Here is an 18,308-nt window from a genome sequence, read left to right on the forward strand (position 1 = left end):
CCGCCGGCCGCCGTTCAGAGCACGCGGCGGAAGCTGCGGCGCACCAGGTCGCGGTCGCCGCAGTCGAAATGCCACCACTCGGTATTGATGCCGACGAAGCCGGCCTGCAGCATGGCCTCGCGCAGCAGGCGGCGGTTGGCCACCTGTTCCTCGTTCAGCTGGCCGGCCACCAGGAAGCCTTCTTCCAGCGCCGGGTGCGACAGGTTGGTCATGTCGTCGAAGCCGGTGCCCATGTCCAGCTCGCGCCCCGAAGCGTCGAGCAGGGTGATGTCCAGCGCCATGCCGTAGGAATGGATCGAGCCGCGCACCGGATTGGCCAGGTACATCTGCAGGCCGGTGCCCTCCAGCGCATCCCACAACTGCTGCTGCACGCGCTGCGGGCGCAGGGCGTCCAGCACCAGCGGGGTGAGGTCGGGGCGGCGCGCGGCCAGCCAGGCGACCACCCGTTCGAGGGCGCTTGCCGCTTCGACATGCAGCCAGGCGCAGTCGAACGGCGAGTACAGGTCGCGTCCGACGAAGTTGTTGTCCGTGGCGTAGCGCAGGTCGATCTCGATACCGGCGATACTGGTCAGGTGGCGAAATTCAGGACTGCCGGCGATCTCTTCGCTGGCCACGGTGAGGCTCATTGACTTCCTTTTTCCAGACGGGCGCGCGCGGTCGCGCCGATACAGTTGGCCAGCTCCCGCGCCCCGTGCGACAAGGGGGAATGGCTGGCGGTCAGCAGGTACAGGTGGACGGGAATCGCCGGCGCCCACGGGCGGCACTGGACCTTGTTCGGCGCGGCCGAAGCGGCGGTGAACGGGTCGAGCACGGCGGTGCCGGCGCCCGCCTCGACCAGCGCACGGGCGATCTGGTAGGTCTGCACCACGGTGGGGAACACCGGCTGCACGCCCTGGGCCTCGCAGGCGGCGACCACCATCTCGCCCAGCGGGTCGCGGTCGGCCAGGCCGATCAGTTCGCCGGTCAGGCCGTCGGCCGAGATCGGCCGGGCGCATTCTTCCTCGCTCCAGGTGCCGGCGGGGGCGACCACGGTCAGCATGCCGTGCGCGATCGGCTCGGCCACGATGCCGGGATGGCGCGGGTCCTGCAGCGAGAGGGCCAGGTCGGCCTCGCCCAGGCGCAGCGCGTTGACGATTTCACTGGTGTGGTGCGTGGCGAGTTCGCAACGGGTCTGGGCGAAGTCGCGGCGCCAGACGGTCATGGCTTCCGGCAGCACGCTGGTCGCGATGGTCGGGGTCGACACCAGGCGCACGGTTTCGACCGCGCGGCCCTTGAGGCTGGCGGCCAGGCGGCGGATGCCCTGCAGGTCGCGGTTGAGCTTTTCGGTTTCCGCGAACAGGCGGTGCGCCTCCGGCTTCGGGTAGAGCTTGCCGCGTACGCGCTCGAACAGCGGCATGCCCAGCTGCAGTTCGGCGTGCTGGAGCACTTTCGTCACCGCGGGCTGGGAAATGTGGAGTACCTGCGCGGCACCACTGATGGTGCCGACTTGCATGATGGCGTGGAACACTTCGATATGACGCAAACGCATCGCTTATCCTTCTGTAAAGTCTTCGCGTGCAAGACGCGAATTTTTGGAAGGATACAGCGAAACTTGACGCACGGCGATGCTCAAATTGTATTCACCGGCGCCGGGCTGGGCGCAGGAGGAAGCGGCGCCGGTACGGTGAGCGGAGCCGGGGCCGGCGCCGGCGCTGGCGCCGGTGCAGGGCTCGGAGCTGGCGCCGGGGCCGGCACTGGCGTCGCCGGAGCGGCCGGGACCGGGGCCGTTTCCGGCACCACGGGAGCCGGTGCGACCGGCGCCGGCGGCATCGGCGCGACCGGGGCGGTCAGCGGCGCCGGGGTCGGCTGGGCCGGCACCGCCTGCGCCGGCGCCACCGGCAGCGGCGCAGTCGCCGGCGTGGTCAGGACTTCCAGCAGCGAGGCGGTCTCGGCGTCCGGATTGCCGGCATAGTCGGCCGGGCGGTATTTCATCTGGAACGCGGCCAGCACGGTGCGGGTCTGCTCGTCCAGCATGGCGGTCTGCTGGATCGCATAGCCATGGATGGCCAGCTTGCGCTGGAACCAGGCGACGTCCGGCAGCAGCGCCTCGAAGGCCGGGCGCACGGCGGCCACGCGGGTGGCGTCCGGCCAGACGCCCAGGCCTTCCCGGGCCAGGCGCTGCCACGGGAACAGCGGACCCGGATCCTGCTTGCGCAGCGGCGCGATGTCGCTGTGGCCGATGATGTTTTCCGGCGCCACGCCATGGCGCTGCACGATCTCCTTCAGCAGCGGCACCAGGGCGTCGATCTGCGACTGCGGGAACGGCGCGTAGACGCGGCCCTGCGGCGTGTCCTTCCAGCCGGCATTGACGATCTCGATGCCGATCGAGCTGTTGTTGAGCTGGGTGAAATTCTTCCAGCTCGAGTTGCCGGCATGGTAAGCGGCGCGGTTCTCGTCCACCAGCGCGTAGATGGTCGGCTGCGGATCGTCGGTGAGCAGGTAGTGAGCGCTCACCTGCTGTTCCGTGAGGATCTTCAGCGAAGCCGGCTTGTCGGCCACGGTGTAGTGCAGGACCACGAAGCGCACCCGGCTCGACTGGCCTTTGGCGGTATAGCTCGTGTCGTAGCGCGGGCCGGTGGCGCAGCCGGCCAGCAGGGCGATGGTGAGGGCGGCGATCAGGGTTTTCATCGGCGGTTCCTGTCAGATGGGTTGTTCGGAGCGGAGCTCAGCGCGGTCCGGCGGCCAGGCGGGCGGCGGCGTGGTGGGCGCGCAGGCCGGTCTGGCTGAGCGCGGTCCCGGGCGGCAGGTCGGCGCGCATGGTCTCGACGATCACGGGGTGCAGCTCGAAGGCGCGGCCGGCCAGCGCCACCGGGCGCGGTCCGAAGCGCCGGATGAGCGCCAGCGCCAGGCGGGCCAGTTCGTGCCCCGCTTCGCGCAGGATAGCAGCGGCGGCGGGATCGCGCTCCGCGCTGGCGGCCACGGCGAGCGCCAGCTTGCCGACCTCGCCGCGCTCGCGGTGGTAGATGAACTGGCGCGAGTCCGCCCAGTCGCTGCCGCCCACGTGCTGGAAGACGGCATGGGCCATCGGCGAGGATTGCCAGCGGCCGGGTTCCTCGTCCTCGTTGCGCCAGATGTGGCGCAGCGCTTCGCGCGCGATCCAGAAGCCGCCGCCGCCGTCGTCGAGCACGACGCCGCGTCCGCCGGCGCGGTGGAAGCCGTTGCCGGCGTCGATGAAGGCGCCGATCGAGCCGGTGCCGGCGTAGACCAGGTAGCCTTCGCCGGGCCTGAAGCTGGCGAGGTAGGCGATCTCGATGTCGTTGCACAGCGTGACCGCGGAAGGCTGGACGCCCAGCAGTTCGCCGAGCCAGCGCTGCAGCAGCTCGCCGTCGCCGCCGAAGCCGGTCAGGCCGGCGCGCACGTGCACCGGGCGGCCATGCGCGAGCACCGCGCCGGCCAGTTCGGCGAAGGTGGCGCGCACGGTCTCGCGCCCGGAGGCATTCGCCATCTGCAGCGCGGACAGGCCGGCCACGGTCCCTTCGGCCACGATGCTGCCGCCCGCTGCGGCAAGGGCCCAGCGGGTCTGGGTGCCGCCGGCGTCGATGCCGAGGCCCAGGCCGTCCTGTTGTTGTTCTTCAGTGCGCATAAGGGGCCAGTTTACGTCCTCGCGCCGCCAGCGGACGAATGAATGCTGGCGGCAACTACATGAGGCAAAGTTATGAGACCTTCATTATGACTTGGGCCAGACCCGCACGCGCGCACCCTCGTTGCCGAGGCGGTCGACCGCGCTGACGTAGACCGTGTTGGCCGCGCCCAGCTTGTCGTCGTCCGGAATCGACCAGTCCACGCGCGAGGCCGGCGCCACCGCGAAGCGCCACTCGCTGCCGTGGCGCGCCCAGATCGCATACAGGGCGTTGGCCCGGCCCGCCTTGAGCTTGAGCTCGACGGCGTTCTTGCGCCTGCCCGCCTCGACCTTCGGCACGCCCGGGCGCTCGCCGCCCAGCCAGGTGGTGGCCGGCACCAGCGCCTGGCCGGTGTAGCTGGTCGCGCGCAGCTGGTCGCTGATGCCCTTGCGGTTCTGCATCAGGGCCGCCATGCTGAAGTGGACATGGCCGGTCGCCAGCGGACGCGCGCGCGTCACGCCGATCTGCTGCACGATCTCGTCCGGCGCGTACTCCTTGGTCGGCGCCGGCGCTCCGATCCTGCTGGTGAACAGGCCAGGCCACATGTGGCGGCCCTTGGTGTTCTGCCCGATCCAGTAGTCGAGCAGCACGTCGTAGGCCTGGGACTTCTGCGAGATCGGCCAGTACAGCTGGGGCGTGAAGTAGTCGAGCCAGCCATTCTGCAGCCACAGCTCGGCGTCCGCGTACAGCTTGTCGTACTGCGAGAAGCCGTTGATGCCGGGCGGGCGGCGGTCCGGGCGGCCCAGGCCGAACGGGCTGATGCCGAAGCGCACCCAGCTCTTCTCGCGGTGGATGCCCTGGTACATCCGCTCGATCAGGCGGTTCACGTTATCGCGGCGCCAGGAAGCGCGATCGAGCTTGCCGCCGCCCGCCAGGTAGCGGTCCCAGGCCGGCTGGTCGGGGAAATCGAGTTCGGCCTTGGCGACCTTGCCGTCCAGCGCGGCGGCGTTGCCCGCCATCTCGGGCGTGGCTTCGATCGGATACGGATAGAAGTAGTCGTCGATGTGCACGCCGTCGATGTCGTAGCGGCGCACCACGTCCAGCACCACGTCCAGGGTCTGCTGCGACGCGGCTTCCTCGGCCGGGTCCATCCACATGAACTTGCCGTAGCGCTTGACCGCGGCCGGCTTGCTGTTGGTGATGTGGTTCGGCGCGGCCGGCGAGCGGGCGCCGTCGTGGCGCGCGCGGTAGGGGTTGAACCAGGCGTGCAGCTCCAGGCCGCGCGCGTGCGCCTCGGTGACCCAGAACTTGAGCGGGTCGTACCACGGGCTCGGGGCCTTGCCCTGGGCGCCGGTCAGGTATTCCGACCACGGCTCGATCTGCGACGGATAGATCGAGTCGGCCGACGGCCGCACCTGCAGCACGATCGCGTTCAGGTTCAGGGACTTGGCGCGGTCGAGGATCGCCAGCGCCTCGGCCTGCTGCTGGGCGGCGCTCAGGTTCTGCCTGCTTGGCCAGTCGATGTTGGCCACGGTCGACACCCAGGCGGCGCGGAATTCGCGCGGCGCCGGCGGCGGCATGTCGCCAGCGCTGACGACGCCCGAGGCGCGCGGGGCGGCCGGTTGCGTGGTGCAGGCGCTCATCAGGCCGCCAAGGGACAGGGCGCCGGTGATGCCGGCGAGCGTGAAAGCGCGTTTTTTCAGGTCAGGCTGCAACTCAGCTCCTTACTTTCTTGTCATCAGACTTTGACGAACCAGCGCCTGCGCCACATGATCCAGGCGATCCCGAACATGCAGGCGTTGAAGGCGATGGCGTATAACAGGGACGTGTTCACGGGACCGAGCGGCAAGGCCGCGATCGGCGCATAGATCGCCCGGCCAAGCGACAGCTGGCTGCCGTCGGGCTGGGCCAGCTTGATAAAGCCGAGCATCTTGGCCACGAAACCGGAAAACGCGAAGATGAACAGCGCGTTCATCCCATAGATTACAAAAGGTTTGCTCCAGGCGGCCACACGCTCGCGCAGCGCCGCATGCGGATTGGCGTCGAGCAGCCACAGGAAGGCGGCGAAGGCGAGCGCCGCCCAGCCGGTCATCAGCAGGCAGTACGAGGGCGTCCACAGGCTCTTGTTGATCGGCATGAGGAGCGCGTCCAGGGTGGAACCCAGCGCCAGGCAGGCCAGGCCGCCCAGCAGCAGCCAGATGGTCTGCTCGGCGCGCGGGATCCGCGCCAGCAGCAGGCGTCCGGCCAGCACCCCGAACAGCTGGCTGCACAGGGCCGGCAGGGTGCTCAGCAGGCCTTCCGGGTCCCAGGTCTTCGCCTGCACCCACAGGTGGCCGTCCAGCAGCGCGCGGTCGATCCAGGCGCCGACGTCCTTGCCCGGCTCCAGCACGCCGGCGCCGATGCCCGGCACCGGCACGGCCAGCATCAGCACGCTGTACAGGGTGAGCAGCAGCGCGATCGCCGCCAGCTGGCCGCGCCAGCCCAGGTAGACCACGAGCGGCGCGGCCAGCATGGTGCACAGCGCGATGCGCTGCAGGACGCCGGGAATGCGCACCGCATCGAAGTCGAAGCGCGGGATCAGGTTGAGCAGGAAGCCGATCAGGAAGATCAGGGCGGCGCGTTTGGCCAGCTTGAGCAGCAGGCGCGGCCTGTCGGCGCCGCCGGCCGCCAGCCGTCCCAGCGACAGCGCCATCGCGACGCCGCCGATGAACAGGAAGAACGGGAAGATGGTGTCGGTGAAGGTCCAGCCGTGCCACTTCGCGTGCGCCAGTTGCGGATACAGCTTGCCCCAGTCGCCAGGATTATTCACCAGCACCATGGCGGCGATGGTGAAGCCGCGGAAGGCGTCCAGCGAAGTCAGGCGCACGGGTGCATCGGTCATTCCTTCTAGGTCTCCTGTTGCGGGCTGGGCCCGTCGTCGTTGTCGCTGTTGCCGGCCGGCGCAGGCGCCGCCGCGGCCTTACTTCTTCCCGAACTCGGGATCGATCTTCACCAGCGCCGCCATGAGGAAGGCCGGGATGGTGGCCAGGCAGGTCCAGATGAAGAAGTCCTTGTAGCCCAGGTATTCCTGCAGGTCGCCGCTCCACATGCCCGGCACCATCATCCCGAGCGCCATCAGGCCGGTGCAGATCGCGTAGTGCGCGGTCTTGTGCTCGCCGTCGGCCACCATGATCATGTACATCATCATGGCGGTGAAGCCGAAGCCGTAGCCGAACTGCTCGATCGCCAGGAAGATCGACACCGTCACCAGGTCGGTCGGCTGCGCCTGCGACAGGTAGACGAAGACCAGGTCCGGCAGGTGCACGGCGAACACCATCAGCCACAGGCAGCGCTTCAGGCCCAGGCGCGAGATCAGCCAGCCGCCGGCCAGGCCGCCGCAGGTCAGGGCGATGATGCCGACGGTGCCGTAGGCGATGCCGTACTGCGCGGTGGTGAGACCCAGGCCGCCTTCGCTGACCGGATCCTTCAGGAAGGGCGCCACCAGCTTGAGCAGCTGCGCCTCGCCCAGGCGGAAGGTCAGGATGAAGCCGAGGATCATCCAGATGTCGCGCTTTTTGAAGAAGGCGGCGAAGGTGCCGAAGAAGTCGCGCAGCGGATTGCTGCTGCCCTTGACCGCATGGTCCTCCTCCGGCACCGGCAGCACGAACTGGTGCCAGGCGAAGGCGGCGAAGAACATCCCGGCCAGCACGAAGAACACCACCGACCAGGCCTGGTGCACGTCGCCCAGGGTCACGGCCAGGTAGCCCGCCAGGACCACCAGCGGCCCTTGTCCGACCAGCGTGGCCAGGCGGTAGAAGGTGCTGCGCACGCCCACGAAGGCGGCCTGCTGCTGCTGGCGCAGGCCGAGCATGTAGAAGCCGTCGGCCGAGATGTCATGGGTGGCGGAGCTGAACGCCATGAGCCACATCACCGCCAGGCTGACGACGAAGAAGGCGGGCAGGTGCAGCACCGTGCCGACCGCCACCAGCGAGGCGGCCACCGCCAGCTGCAGCAGCACGGTCCAGCGGCGCTTGGTGCCGAACATGTCGACGATGGGCGACCACAGCGGCTTGATCACCCACGGCAGGTACAGCAGGCTCGTATAGAAGGCGATATCGGAATTCGAGATCCCCATGTCCTTGTACATGATGACCGACAGGCTCATCACGACCACATAGGGAATGGCCTGGGCAAAGTACAGGGAAGGCACCCACAGCCACGGGCTGTTCGCTTGCGATTTTTGCATCGATTCTTTCGTGCGTCAGGCAGGTCCGGGGCTGGAGGCGGCCCGCGCTTACGCGAGGGCGCCGCGCACGCTGCCGTGCGCCGCTTCCAGCAGCGCCTGCGCCTGCTCGACACTGGTTTGTCTGGACAAGGCCACGATCGCGGTCTTGACATGGAAACCACACTGCTCAAGCACTGCGCGCGCGGCATCCTCGTCGGCGCCGGTGGCGAAGGTGGTGAGGCGGATCGCACGCCGTACCAGCTTGGCGTTGGTAGCCTTCAAGTCTACCATCAGGTTGCCGTGGACCTTGTTCAAACGCACCATCAAGGCGCTGGAGAAGGTGTTCAGCGCGATCTTCTGCGAGGTGCCCGCCTTCAGGCGGGTGCTGCCCGAGATGACTTCCGGGCCGGTGTCCAGGGTGACGCCGATCTCGGCCTCGTTGGCCACGGGAGCATCGGTATTGTTGGCGAAGCCCACCGTCAGCGCTCCGGCCGCGCGCGCGACCTGGATCGCGCCCAGCACATACGGGGTGCCGCCCGAGGCCGCGACCGCCAGCACCACGTCGTTCGGTCCCACGTTCACGCTGCGCAGGTCGGCCCCGCCCTGGTCGAAGTCGTCTTCCGCGCCCTCGACCGCGACGAACATCGCATCGCTGCCGCCGGCCAGCAGGGCCACGGCGCGGCCGTGCGGCCAGGAGAAGGTCGGGTACAGTTCGACGCTGTCGAGCACCCCCAGGCGGCCCGAGGTGCCGGCGCCGACGTAGATCAGGCGTCCGCCCGCTTCCACCCGCGGCAGCGCGGCGGTGACGGCGGCGGCGATGCGCGGCGCGGCGGCGCGCACCGCTTCGACCGCGAGGAACTGGTCTTCGATGAAGACATTCACCAGTTCCGTGGTCGGGTACTGGTCGAGGGCCGCGTGGGCCTGGGACGGGGTTTCGGTTTTGAGCATCGCCGTTTCAAGTGCGGAGTAATCGATAAAACCAGTGTAATACCAATTGCACAAGCAGAGCCCATGAAAGGATCGGCCGCCGTTATACCTAAAGGTTATTGCGCTCCCACCCCACGTTCAAGCGGGTCGTTTTAGTTCTGCCACGAAATCGTATTGGTCGCTGCGGCAGTAGGAATGGGTCAGCTCGACCGGCTCTCCCGACTCCAGGTAGCCCACCCGCGTAATGAACAGCACCGCCTGCCCCTCCGGCACCTCCAGCCGCGCCGCCAGGTCGGCCGGCGCATTCATCGCGCGGATGTGCTGCAGCGCGCGCACCGGCATGTGCCCGGTCTTGGCCAGGTGGGCGTACAGCGAACCGTGCACGCCCTCGGGACGCGGCAGCACGGTGGCCGGGATCACGCTGACCTCGTAGGCCATGGGCATGCCGTCGGCCAGGCGCAGGCGCTCCAGGCGCGCCACCCGGGTGTTCGGCGACAGGCCCAGCGACAGCTGCTCGTCGGCGTCGGCCAGCACCACCTCGCGCCGCAGCCAGTGCGAGCCGGGCTGGTAGCCGCGCTGCTGCAGCTGTTCCGAGAAGCTCGACAGGTTCGACAGCGGCTGCTCGATGCGCGGCGCGATGTAGTTGCCCGAGCCGCGCCGCCGCACCACCAGCCCCTGGTCGACCAGCTGGTCGATCGCCTTGCGCGCGGTGACGCGCGAGACGTCCAGCTGTTCCGACAGGGTGCGCTCGGAAGGCAGCGCCTGGTCGGCCTGGTAGCGGCCCTCGCGCACGTCCTGCGCAAGCTTGCGCGCCAGCTGCATGTACAGCGGCGAATTGTCGTCCTGGTTGACCTGGAATCCGGTGCTTGGGCTAGTCATGGGCATGAAACGAGTGGGTGCCGCGCCAGTGTACTGGCTGTGCCGGGCGCCGTTAGCGCTCGCACCATGAAAAAATCTGGCGCAGGCATGCAACAGGGTTATGAGCATACCACTTGATGCCAATACAAAACGGTTATGCCCGTGTGACGGCTATTCATTTGGCAAGGATTCCACGCAGTCCGTATGCTCAGCAGCATGAAGAAAGAATAACAACGGGGAGACAGGATGAATCATGGCAGGCGATCCTTGCTGGGAATGGTGATGCTGGGTGCGATGGAACCGCTGTTCGCGGCGCCGCCCGCTGCGCAGGCGCAGGGGTTGGCACCAGCGGCGCGCCGGGCGCTGGACGCCGAGCTGGCCGCCATCGCCGGCGATCCGGCCATGCAGCTGGCCAGCCTGTCGGTGCTGGCGATCCGCGCCGGCCAGCCGGTCTACGAAGGGGCCTTCGGCCGCCGCGCGATCGGCAACGGCGCCTTCCCCGACCGCCCGGCCACCCCGGCGACCCTGTACCGGATCGCCTCGATCTCGAAGATGATGACGGCCCTGGGCCTGATGCGCCTGGTCGAAGAAGGCCGGGTCGACCTCGAGGCCGATGTCTCGGACTACCTCGGCTTCACCCTGCGCAACCCGCATTTCCCGGAGCAGCCGGTCAGCTTGCGCACCCTGCTCACCCACACCTCGTCGCTGCGCGACGAGGGCGGCTATTCGTGGCCGGCGTCGACCGCGCTGAAGGACATCCTGGTGCCGGGCGCGCCGCTGTACGGCGAAGGCCGCATGTGGTCGGGCAGGGCCGCGCCGGGCGCGTATTTCACCTACTGTAACCTGGGCTGGGGCGTGATCGGCACCCTCATGGAGCGCGTCAGCGGCGAACGCTTCGACCGCCTGATGCGGCGCCTGCTGCTGCAGCCGCTGGGCATCGAGGCCGGCTACAACCCGTCCGAACTGGCGCCGGCGGCGCTGGCCAACCTGGCCACCCTGTACCGCAAGCGCGGCACCGACACCGAGACCTGGAACGCGGCGGGCCCCTGGATCGCCCAGGTCGACGACTACAGCGCCCGTCCGCCGGCGCCGCCGCCGGGCCTGGCGGACTATGTCCCGGGGACGAATGCCACCCCGTTCAGCCCGACCGGCGGCCTGCGCATCGCCGCGCGCGACATGGGCGTCGTGATGCGCATGCTGATGCAGGGCGGGGTCCACGAAGGCAAGCGCCTGTTCCAGCGCGCCACGCTGGAGCGCATGTTCGCGCGCCAGTGGACCCACGATGGAACCGGCAACAACGGCGACTCGCTGCGCGGCTTCTTCAATGCCTGGGGCCTGGGCAACGCCCACTTCCCCGAGCGTCCCGGCATGGCCCTGGTCGAAGGCGGCGGCTTCGAGGCGGCCGGCCACCTGGGCGACGCCTACGGGCTGCGCTCGGTGTTCGCGGCCGACCTCGCGCAAGGCAACGGCATGGTGCTGCTGGCGGGCGGCAGCTCGGCCGATCCGGAACAGCACAAGGGCCGCCATTCGGCCATGGCGCGCTTCGAGGAGCGCATCCTGAGCGCGCTGTACCGGCGCGCCATCCTCGGCCAACAAAGCTGATCAGGCAGGCAAATGTGCGCCAAGTTACATATATTCGGGTTATGAGGTCTCGTCCTGTTTTCATTGGTTCTCGGGGGCCCCACAGCCTAAGCTCAATCCTCATATTCAAGAAAAAGAGTTTGGAATGCAGCAAATAATCGTCATCGGCGGCGGCGTCGTCGGCCTCACCTCAGCCTGGTGGCTGGCGGAGGCGGGCTACAAGGTCAGCCTGCTGGAACGTGCGCCCGAGGTGGGCAGCGGCGCCAGCTACGGCAACGGCGGGCAGCTCAGCTACCGCTACGTCTCGCCGCTGGCCGACGAAGGCGTTCCGCTCAAGGCGGTCCAGTGGCTGTTCCAGGAAAACGGGCCGCTGCGCTTCCGTCCCGAAGCCGACCTGCGCCAGTACCGCTGGCTGGCCAGCTTCCTGGCCCACTGCCGCGCCGACATCAACCGCCGCACCACGGCCAAGCTGCTGGAACTGGGCGAACTGTCGCGCAACGCGATGAAGCAGCTCGAAGTCAGCATCCCGCTCGAGGAATTCAACTGGCGCGACGCCGGCAAGCTGGTGGTGTATCGCTCGCGCGACATCTTCGAGAAGGCGGCCGCCAGGGCCGGCGCCGGCCAGGTCTGGTCGCCCGCCGACTGCGCCGCGCGCGAACCCGCGCTGGCGGCGGCCGAGCACCTGCTGGCCGGCGGCATCTACAACGGCGGCGAAGCGGTGGCCGACTGCCACGCCTTCTGCCTGGCCCTGGCCGGGCGCCTGCGCGCCCATCCGAACTTCCAGGGCTTCGTCCATGGCGAGGCCAGGGGCCTGCGCGCCGAGAATGGTCGCATCACCGGCATCGAGACGGACAATGGACTGCTGCAGGCCGATTCCTATGTGCTGGCGGCCGGCATCCAGAGCCGCACCCTGTCCGACACCGTCGGCATCCACCTGCCGCTGTACCCGCTCAAGGGCTACAGCCTGAGCGCGCCGATCCGCCTCGACGACGTCGCGCCGGAGATCAGCGTCACCGACTTCGAGCGCAAGGTGCTGTACGCGCGCATCGGCGACAGGCTGCGCGTGGCGGCCATGGTCGACCTGGTGGGCGAAGACCTGCGCCACGACCCGAAGCGGGTGGATTCCCTGACGCGCCAGGTGCGCGAGACCATGCCGCGCGCCGCCGATTACTCGCAGGTATCGGTATGGGCCGGCCTGCGCCCGGCCACGCCGAGCAGCGCCCCGATCATCGGCGCCAGCCCGTACCGCAACTTGTGGCTGAACGTCGGCCAGGGTCCGCTTGGCTTCACCTTCGCCTGCGGCAGCGCGAGCCTGCTGGCCGACCTGGTGCAGGGCAAGGCGCCACCGTTTGCCCTGGATGGGTTGACGCTGGCAAATTAAATCACCGTTTTAAGATGTGGCATTCAGGGTCAGGTCTGTCATTCGGACATGGACACACAAGCCTTGCGAAATCTCAGAACGGTTTTAACTAAGTATGTTGGGACTTTTTCCTCTTTCCGACATGGTCCGTAATGCGCGGATTGCGGTGACGAATGTGAGCCGAGCATGGACGAGTTTGGAATAAACAAACCAGCATTGTGAGATAGAGCAAAGGTGCTCACTCGGTGTCCGAATGACAGACCTGACCCTGAATCGGAAAAATCAATTCAATACCGCCCCGGACTGGGCCGGGACGGTGCGGCACAGCGCTGACTAACGCTGGGAATCCAGCACTTCCTTGTTGTTCGCCACGTCCTGCGCCTTCGCATAGCTTTCGATGAGCAGCTGGTAGGGCGGGAAGATCCTGGTGTAGATGTTGGCCCATTCCATCGCATCCGCGCGGTTCCAGGAACCCTGCAGCTCGGACGCCACGGCGGCCGTGTCCATGGGCACGACACCGGCCTGCACCACCCGCGCCAGCGTGATCTCCTGCGCCATCTTGCTATAGGTGCCCGAGGCATCCACCACGGCGAATACCTGGTAGCCCTCGTGGACGGCGCTGATGCTGGGGAAAGCCATGCACACGCTGGTAATGGTGCCGGCGATGATGAGTTGCTTCTTGCCGGTTTCCCTGACGGCGGCCACGAAGTCCGGGTTATCCCACGCATTGATCTCGCCCTTGCGCGCCACATAGCGGGCGTGCGGGGCGTTTTCATGGATCTCGGGGATCAGGGGGCCGTTCGGGCCTTGCGGCACCGAGGCGGTGGTGATGACAGGCAGCTTGGCCAGGGTCGCCATCCTGGCCAGCGCGGCGGCGCGCTGGCGCAGCTCGGGCATGGGCATGTCGCCGATGGTCTGGAACAGGCCGCTCTGGTGATCGATCAGCAGCATGGCCGCATTGGCCGGGTCGATGGTGGGCTTGCGATCGTTGAAATTGGCAGGTGCGCTCATGATTGAATCCCTTGATGAATTGGACTGCTTCGGGTTGTCGGCTTTGGCCTATTTCTTGGCCGTCATGGTGTCGTAGCTGGACATCAGGTTGCGGTAGTCCGGGATATGGTTGGAGAACAGCGTCGCCAGGCCTTCGACGTCGTTGCGCCAGTCGCGGTGCAATTCGCAGGCCGCGCCGAACCAGGTCATCAGTTGCGCGCCCGCCTGCGACATGCGGTCCCAGGCCGAGTGCCGGGTCACCTCGTTGAAGGTGCCGGAGGCATCGGTCACGACGAACACCTCGAACCCTTCCTCCAGCGCGGAGAGGGCGGGAAAGGCCACGCAGACTTCGGTCACGACACCGGCGATGAGCAGCTGCTTCTTTCCGGTGGCCTTGACCGCCTTGACGAAGTCTTCGTTGTCCCAGGCATTGATGTTGCCGGGCCGGGCGATGTAGGGCGCGTCAGGAAACATTTCTTTCAGTTCAGGCACCAGCGGCCCGTTCGGTCCGGTTTCGAAGCTGGTGGTCAGGATGGTCGGCAGCTTGAAATACCTGGCCAGGTCGGCCAGCGCGAGCACGTTGTTCTTGAATTTGTCGGGTTCGATATCGCGCACCAGCGACAGCAGCCCCGCCTGGTGGTCGACCATCAGCACGGCGGCATTGTTCTTGTCCAGGCGGACATAGGGTTTATTCATGGAAAGTCTCCTTGAAATGGGGCGGCCCGGGGCCGCCGGATTGACTGTGCGGGTGTCATGCGCACCCGCGCAGCGCAAGGCCTTGCTCAGCGGGCGATGTCGCCAAAGCGTCCGCTGTTGAAATCGGTGATGGCCTGGACGATCTCGTCCTGGGTATTCATGACGAAGGGGCCATGGCCCACGATCGGTTCGTCGATCGGTTCGCCGCTCAGCAGCAGCAGGACGGCGTCCTCGTCGGCTTCGAGCGCCAGCCCGCTGCCTTGGGGATCCAGCAACACCATCTGCGCCTCGCGGGCGAGCGTCTGGCCGTCCACCCTGACCGCCCCGTGCAGCACCACGATGGCCGTGTTCCAGCCGGCGTTGGCGGGCAGCTCGACCCTGGCGCCGGCGTCCAGGCGCAGGTCCCAGACGTTCATCGGCGAAAACGTGCGCGCCGGCCCGGCATGGCCGGCGTAAGCGCCGGCGATGACGCGCACCGTCCCCACGCCGCCAGGCAGGGGCACGGCGGGAATGGCATCGCTCAGGATCGCCTGGTAGCCCGATGGGGACATCTTGTCCCTGGCCGGCAGGTTGACCCACAGCTGCACCATGTCCAGCGTGCCGCCCGAGCGCGTGAAGGATTCCGAATGGAACTCTTCATGCAGGATGCCCGAGGCGGCCGTCATCCATTGCACGTCACCGGGACCGATCACGCCGCTGCGGCCGGTCGAGTCGCGGTGGGCGACTTCCCCCTTGTAGACGATGGTGACGGTCTCGAAGCCGCGGTGCGGATGCTGTCCGACCCCGCGCTGTCCATTGGCTGGCAGGAATTCCGCAGGTCCGGCCCGGTCCAGCAGCAGGAAGGGACTGAGGGTCTTGCCATGGCTCTGGTACGAGAACAGCGAACGCACCGGAAATCCGTCGCCGACCCAGTGCGGGCGGGGAGCGCTATAGACACCAATGACCTTCTTCATGACTTCTCCAAAGCAGTGGGCGTGGAGACAGTATGGATACAGGACACTGAGCCCGGTAGGCGTATTATTTGACGTCAGAGTCCTATTTCGTGAACGATCTCGATGCAGCAAGACCTCAACGACCTGTATTACTACGTGCAAGTGGTGGAGCACGGCGGCTTCGCCCAGGCCGGCCGCGCGCTCGGCATGCCGAAGTCCAAGCTCAGCCGCCGGCTTGCGATGCTGGAGGGGCGCCTGGGCGTGCGCCTGATCCAGCGTTCGACCCGCAGCTTCGCGGTGACCGAGCTGGGACAGGCCTATTACGGCCGCTGCAAGGCCATGCTGGTCGAAGCCGAAGCGGCCCAGGCGGTCATCGAATCGACCCAGGCCGAGCCCTGCGGCATCGTGCGGCTATCCTGCCCGATCGCCCTGCTGCACGCCCATGTCAGGGGCATGCTGGTGGACTTCGCCCTGCACTACCCCAGCGTCAGCATCCAGTTGTCGGGCATGAACCGTGCGGTGGATGTGGTGGCCGAAGGGCTGGACGTGGCGATCAGGGTCCGGCCCTTGCCCCTGGATAACAGCGACCTGGCGATGCGGGTGCTGGGCTATGCCGCGCAATACCTGGTCGCCAGTCCCATCCTGCTGGAGCGCTACGGCATGCCGCAGTCCCCTGCCGACCTGCTCGCATGGCCGAGCCTGGGCTTTGGTCCGCCGATGGAAGGACAGGCGTGGACCCTGCTGGGGCCGGAGGGTGCGCAGGCGGTGCAGCACCACACGCCGCGCTTCGTCACCACCGACATGCTGACCCTGGGGCAGGCGGCCGTTGCCGGGATCGGCGTGGTGCAGCTGCCGGCGATGATGGTGCGCGAGGAACTGGCGGACGGCCGCCTGGTGAGGGTGCTCCCGGACTGGGCGCCGCGCCGGGAAATCATCCACGCCATTTTTCCATCGCGGCGCGGATTGCTGCCCTCGGTGCGTGCCCTGATCGATTTCCTGGCCGAGCGGTTCGGACCGATCGAAGAAGACTGATCGCGTGGCGCATCGCTCGGACCCGGGCGAAATCGCGGATAATTGCCGCCATGTCCATCCGCCCGACTTCCTCCCCCTGCCCGTGCGGCGGTTCCTCGTTCGACAACTGCTGCGGCCCCTACATTTCCGGCACGGCAATACCGCCCACGGCCGAGGCACTGATGCGTTCGCGCTACACTGCCTTCACGCTGAAGGACGAACCCTACCTGCGCGCCACCTGGCACCCCAGCACCCGGCCCTCGGAGCCGATCATCGATGAGAAGGAGCCGATCCGCTGGCTCGGACTCGACATAAAATCTGATTTACGTTTACGTAAACGTAAAGTAGACTTGTCTCACACTCCAGAGTGCGACACCGTCGAATTCGTCGCCCGCTTCAAGACTGGCGGACGCGCGCACCGGCTGCACGAGCTCAGCCGCTTCGTGCGCGAGCCGGATTCCGACAGCGGCGCCCTGCGCTGGTTCTACCTGGATGGAAGTTTTCCCGAGAAAAAATAACAGCAGAGACAGCAGAGGACGGCAATGCCCCAGATCGAGAGCAAACTCAACCCGCGCGGCGAGGATTTCAAGGCCAACGCCGCGGCCATGCAAGCCGTGGTGGACGACCTGCGCGCCAGGGTCGCCCAGATGGCCAGGGGCGGCGGCGACGCCGCCTGCGCCAGGCACGTCGCACGCGGCAAGCTGCTGCCGCGCGACCGCGTCCAGATGCTGCTCGACCCGGGCACGCCCTTCCTCGAGTTCTCCCAGCTGGCCGCCTACGCCATGTACGACAATGCCGCCCCGGCGGCCGGCATCATCACCGGCATCGGCCGCGTCGCCGGCCAGGAATGCGTGATCGTCTGTAACGACGCCACCGTCAAGGGCGGCACCTACTACCCGATGACGGTGAAAAAACACCTGCGCGCCCAGGAGATCGCCGAGCAGAACCGCCTGCCCTGCATTTATCTCGTCGACTCGGGCGGCGCCAACCTGCCGAACCAGGACGACGTGTTCCCCGACCGCGACCACTTCGGCCGCATCTTCTACAACCAGGCCAATCTCTCGGCCCAGGGCATCCCGCAGATCGCCGTCGTGATGGGTTCCTGCACCGCGGGCGGCGCCTACGTGCCGGCCATGAGCGACGAATCGATCATCGTCAAGGAACAGGGCACCATCTTCCTGGGCGGCCCGCCCCTGGTGAAGGCCGCGACCGGCGAAGTCGTGACCGCCGAGGACCTGGGCGGCGGCGATGTCCACACCCGCCTGTCGGGCGTGGCCGACCACCTGGCCCAGGACGACCTGCACGCGCTGTCGCTGGCGCGCACCATCGTCTCGAACCTGAACCGGACAAAACCGGTGCAAGGCGCGCTGCGCGACAGCGTCGAGCCGAAATACGCACCCGAGGAACTGTACGGCGTGATTCCGGTCGATACGAGGAAACCCTTCGATGTGCGCGAAGTGATCGCGCGCGTGGTCGACGGTAGCGAATTCGACGAATTCAAGGCGCGCTACGGCACCACGCTGGTGTGCGGCTTCGCCCACATCTTCGGCATGAAGGTCGGCATCATCGCCAACAACGGCATCCTGTTCTCGGAGTCGGCCCTGAAGGGCGCCCACTTCATCGAACTGTGCTGCCAGCGCAAGATCCCGCTGGTCTTCCTGCAGAACATCACCGGCTTCATGGTCGGGCGCAAGTACGAAAACGAGGGCATCGCCCGCAACGGCGCCAAGATGGTGACCGCGGTCGCCACCGCCGCGGTGCCGAAGTTCACCGTGATCATCGGCGGCTCGTTCGGGGCCGGCAACTACGGCATGTGCGGCCGCGCCTTCTCGCCGCGCTTCCTGTGGATGTGGCCGAACGCGCGCATCTCGGTGATGGGCGGCGACCAGGCGGCCTCGGTGCTGGCCACGGTCAAGCGCGACGGCATCGAAGCGAAAGGTGGCCAGTGGTCGGCGGACGAGGAAGCCGCCTTCAGGCAGCCGATCAAGGACCAGTACGAGCACCAGGGCCACCCCTACTATGCGTCGGCGCGCCTGTGGGACGATGGCGTGATCGATCCGGCCGACACCCGCATGGTGCTGGGCCTGGGACTGTCGGCGGCGCTCAACAGGCCGATCGAAGACACGAAGTTCGGCGTGTTCCGCATGTAA

General features: G+C 67.5%; 16 protein-coding genes and 1 pseudogene. 5 read left to right on the forward strand and 12 right to left on the reverse strand.

Features of this window, described 5'->3' with window-relative positions:
- Positions 1 to 14: 14 nt before the first annotated feature.
- From H162_RS0123880 to H162_RS0123920, 9 genes and pseudogenes are all read right to left on the reverse strand, one after another.
- A complete protein-coding gene (locus H162_RS0123880) occupies positions 15 to 626 on the reverse strand; it encodes a M15 family metallopeptidase (RefSeq protein ID WP_020656011.1) in 612 nt (203 codons plus the stop codon).
- Entirely contained in the window at positions 623 to 1,528 is a 906-nt protein-coding gene (locus tag H162_RS0123885) for a LysR family transcriptional regulator (protein ID WP_020656012.1), read from the reverse strand. The genes H162_RS0123880 and H162_RS0123885 overlap by 4 nt, the downstream gene beginning before the upstream one ends.
- A gap of 374 nt (positions 1,529 to 1,902) precedes the next feature.
- Positions 1,903 to 2,667, reverse strand: a pseudogene (locus H162_RS31745) (N-acetylmuramoyl-L-alanine amidase); the annotation flags it as partial.
- Between the two features lie 37 nt (positions 2,668 to 2,704).
- Entirely contained in the window at positions 2,705 to 3,622 is a 918-nt protein-coding gene (locus H162_RS0123895) for an N-acetylglucosamine kinase (protein WP_020656014.1), read from the reverse strand.
- 84 nt (positions 3,623 to 3,706) lie between these two features.
- Positions 3,707 to 5,314, reverse strand: a complete 1,608-nt coding sequence (locus H162_RS0123900; RefSeq protein WP_020656015.1) for a glycoside hydrolase family 10-like protein — start codon at positions 5,312 to 5,314, stop codon at positions 3,707 to 3,709.
- Between the two features lie 23 nt (positions 5,315 to 5,337).
- Positions 5,338 to 6,480: an acyltransferase family protein gene (locus tag H162_RS0123905; protein ID WP_020656016.1), complete on the reverse strand. Its 1,143-nt coding sequence runs from the start codon at positions 6,478 to 6,480 to the stop codon at positions 5,338 to 5,340.
- Between the two features lie 78 nt (positions 6,481 to 6,558).
- Positions 6,559 to 7,824 carry an MFS transporter gene (locus tag H162_RS0123910; protein ID WP_020656017.1) on the reverse strand — a complete coding sequence of 422 codons (1,266 nt, stop codon included), beginning with the start codon at positions 7,822 to 7,824 and terminating at the stop codon, positions 6,559 to 6,561.
- A 48-nt stretch (positions 7,825 to 7,872) separates the two neighbouring features.
- Positions 7,873 to 8,751 carry an N-acetylmuramic acid 6-phosphate etherase gene (locus H162_RS0123915; RefSeq protein WP_020656018.1) on the reverse strand — a complete coding sequence of 293 codons (879 nt, stop codon included), beginning with the start codon at positions 8,749 to 8,751 and terminating at the stop codon, positions 7,873 to 7,875.
- 117 nt (positions 8,752 to 8,868) lie between these two features.
- On the reverse strand, positions 8,869 to 9,609 hold the full coding sequence (locus tag H162_RS0123920) for a GntR family transcriptional regulator (protein WP_020656019.1): 741 nt from the start codon (positions 9,607 to 9,609) through the stop codon (positions 8,869 to 8,871).
- Positions 9,610 to 9,834: 225 nt separating this feature from the next.
- Between H162_RS0123920 and H162_RS0123925 the strand changes: the two genes are divergently transcribed.
- A complete protein-coding gene (locus tag H162_RS0123925; RefSeq protein ID WP_026355022.1) occupies positions 9,835 to 11,190 on the forward strand; it encodes a serine hydrolase domain-containing protein in 1,356 nt (451 codons plus the stop codon).
- A 103-nt stretch (positions 11,191 to 11,293) separates the two neighbouring features.
- On the forward strand, positions 11,294 to 12,550 hold the full coding sequence (locus H162_RS0123930; RefSeq protein WP_267872162.1) for a D-amino acid dehydrogenase: 1,257 nt from the start codon (positions 11,294 to 11,296) through the stop codon (positions 12,548 to 12,550).
- Positions 12,551 to 12,862: 312 nt separating this feature from the next.
- Here the strand turns inward: H162_RS0123930 and H162_RS0123935 are convergent, their stop codons facing one another.
- The 3 genes from H162_RS0123935 to H162_RS0123945 all read right to left on the reverse strand — a co-directional run bounded on the left by H162_RS0123935 (position 12,863) and on the right by H162_RS0123945 (position 15,168).
- Positions 12,863 to 13,540: a hydrolase gene (locus H162_RS0123935; RefSeq protein ID WP_020656022.1), complete on the reverse strand. Its 678-nt coding sequence runs from the start codon at positions 13,538 to 13,540 to the stop codon at positions 12,863 to 12,865.
- Positions 13,541 to 13,588: 48 nt separating this feature from the next.
- On the reverse strand, positions 13,589 to 14,215 hold the full coding sequence (gene ycaC / locus H162_RS0123940) for an isochorismate family cysteine hydrolase YcaC (protein WP_020656023.1): 627 nt from the start codon (positions 14,213 to 14,215) through the stop codon (positions 13,589 to 13,591).
- An 86-nt stretch (positions 14,216 to 14,301) separates the two neighbouring features.
- Positions 14,302 to 15,168 (reverse strand): pirin family protein, encoded by an 867-nt coding sequence (locus tag H162_RS0123945; protein WP_020656024.1) that lies wholly within the window; start codon positions 15,166 to 15,168, stop codon positions 14,302 to 14,304.
- A gap of 102 nt (positions 15,169 to 15,270) precedes the next feature.
- Here H162_RS0123945 and H162_RS0123950 point away from each other — a divergent pair, with 102 nt between their 5' ends.
- Genes H162_RS0123950 through H162_RS0123960 form a run of 3 tightly spaced genes read left to right on the forward strand, consistent with a single transcriptional unit; the run spans position 15,271 to position 18,308 of the window.
- On the forward strand, positions 15,271 to 16,179 hold the full coding sequence (locus H162_RS0123950; RefSeq protein ID WP_020656025.1) for a LysR family transcriptional regulator: 909 nt from the start codon (positions 15,271 to 15,273) through the stop codon (positions 16,177 to 16,179).
- 50 nt (positions 16,180 to 16,229) lie between these two features.
- Positions 16,230 to 16,676: a YchJ family protein gene (locus tag H162_RS0123955; RefSeq protein ID WP_026355023.1), complete on the forward strand. Its 447-nt coding sequence runs from the start codon at positions 16,230 to 16,232 to the stop codon at positions 16,674 to 16,676.
- Between the two features lie 24 nt (positions 16,677 to 16,700).
- Positions 16,701 to 18,308: a carboxyl transferase domain-containing protein gene (locus H162_RS0123960; protein WP_020656027.1), complete on the forward strand. Its 1,608-nt coding sequence runs from the start codon at positions 16,701 to 16,703 to the stop codon at positions 18,306 to 18,308.

The sequence above is a fragment of the Massilia niastensis DSM 21313 genome, assembly GCF_000382345.1.
In the GTDB taxonomy this organism is placed as follows: Bacteria; Pseudomonadota; Gammaproteobacteria; order Burkholderiales; family Burkholderiaceae_D; genus Telluria; species Telluria niastensis.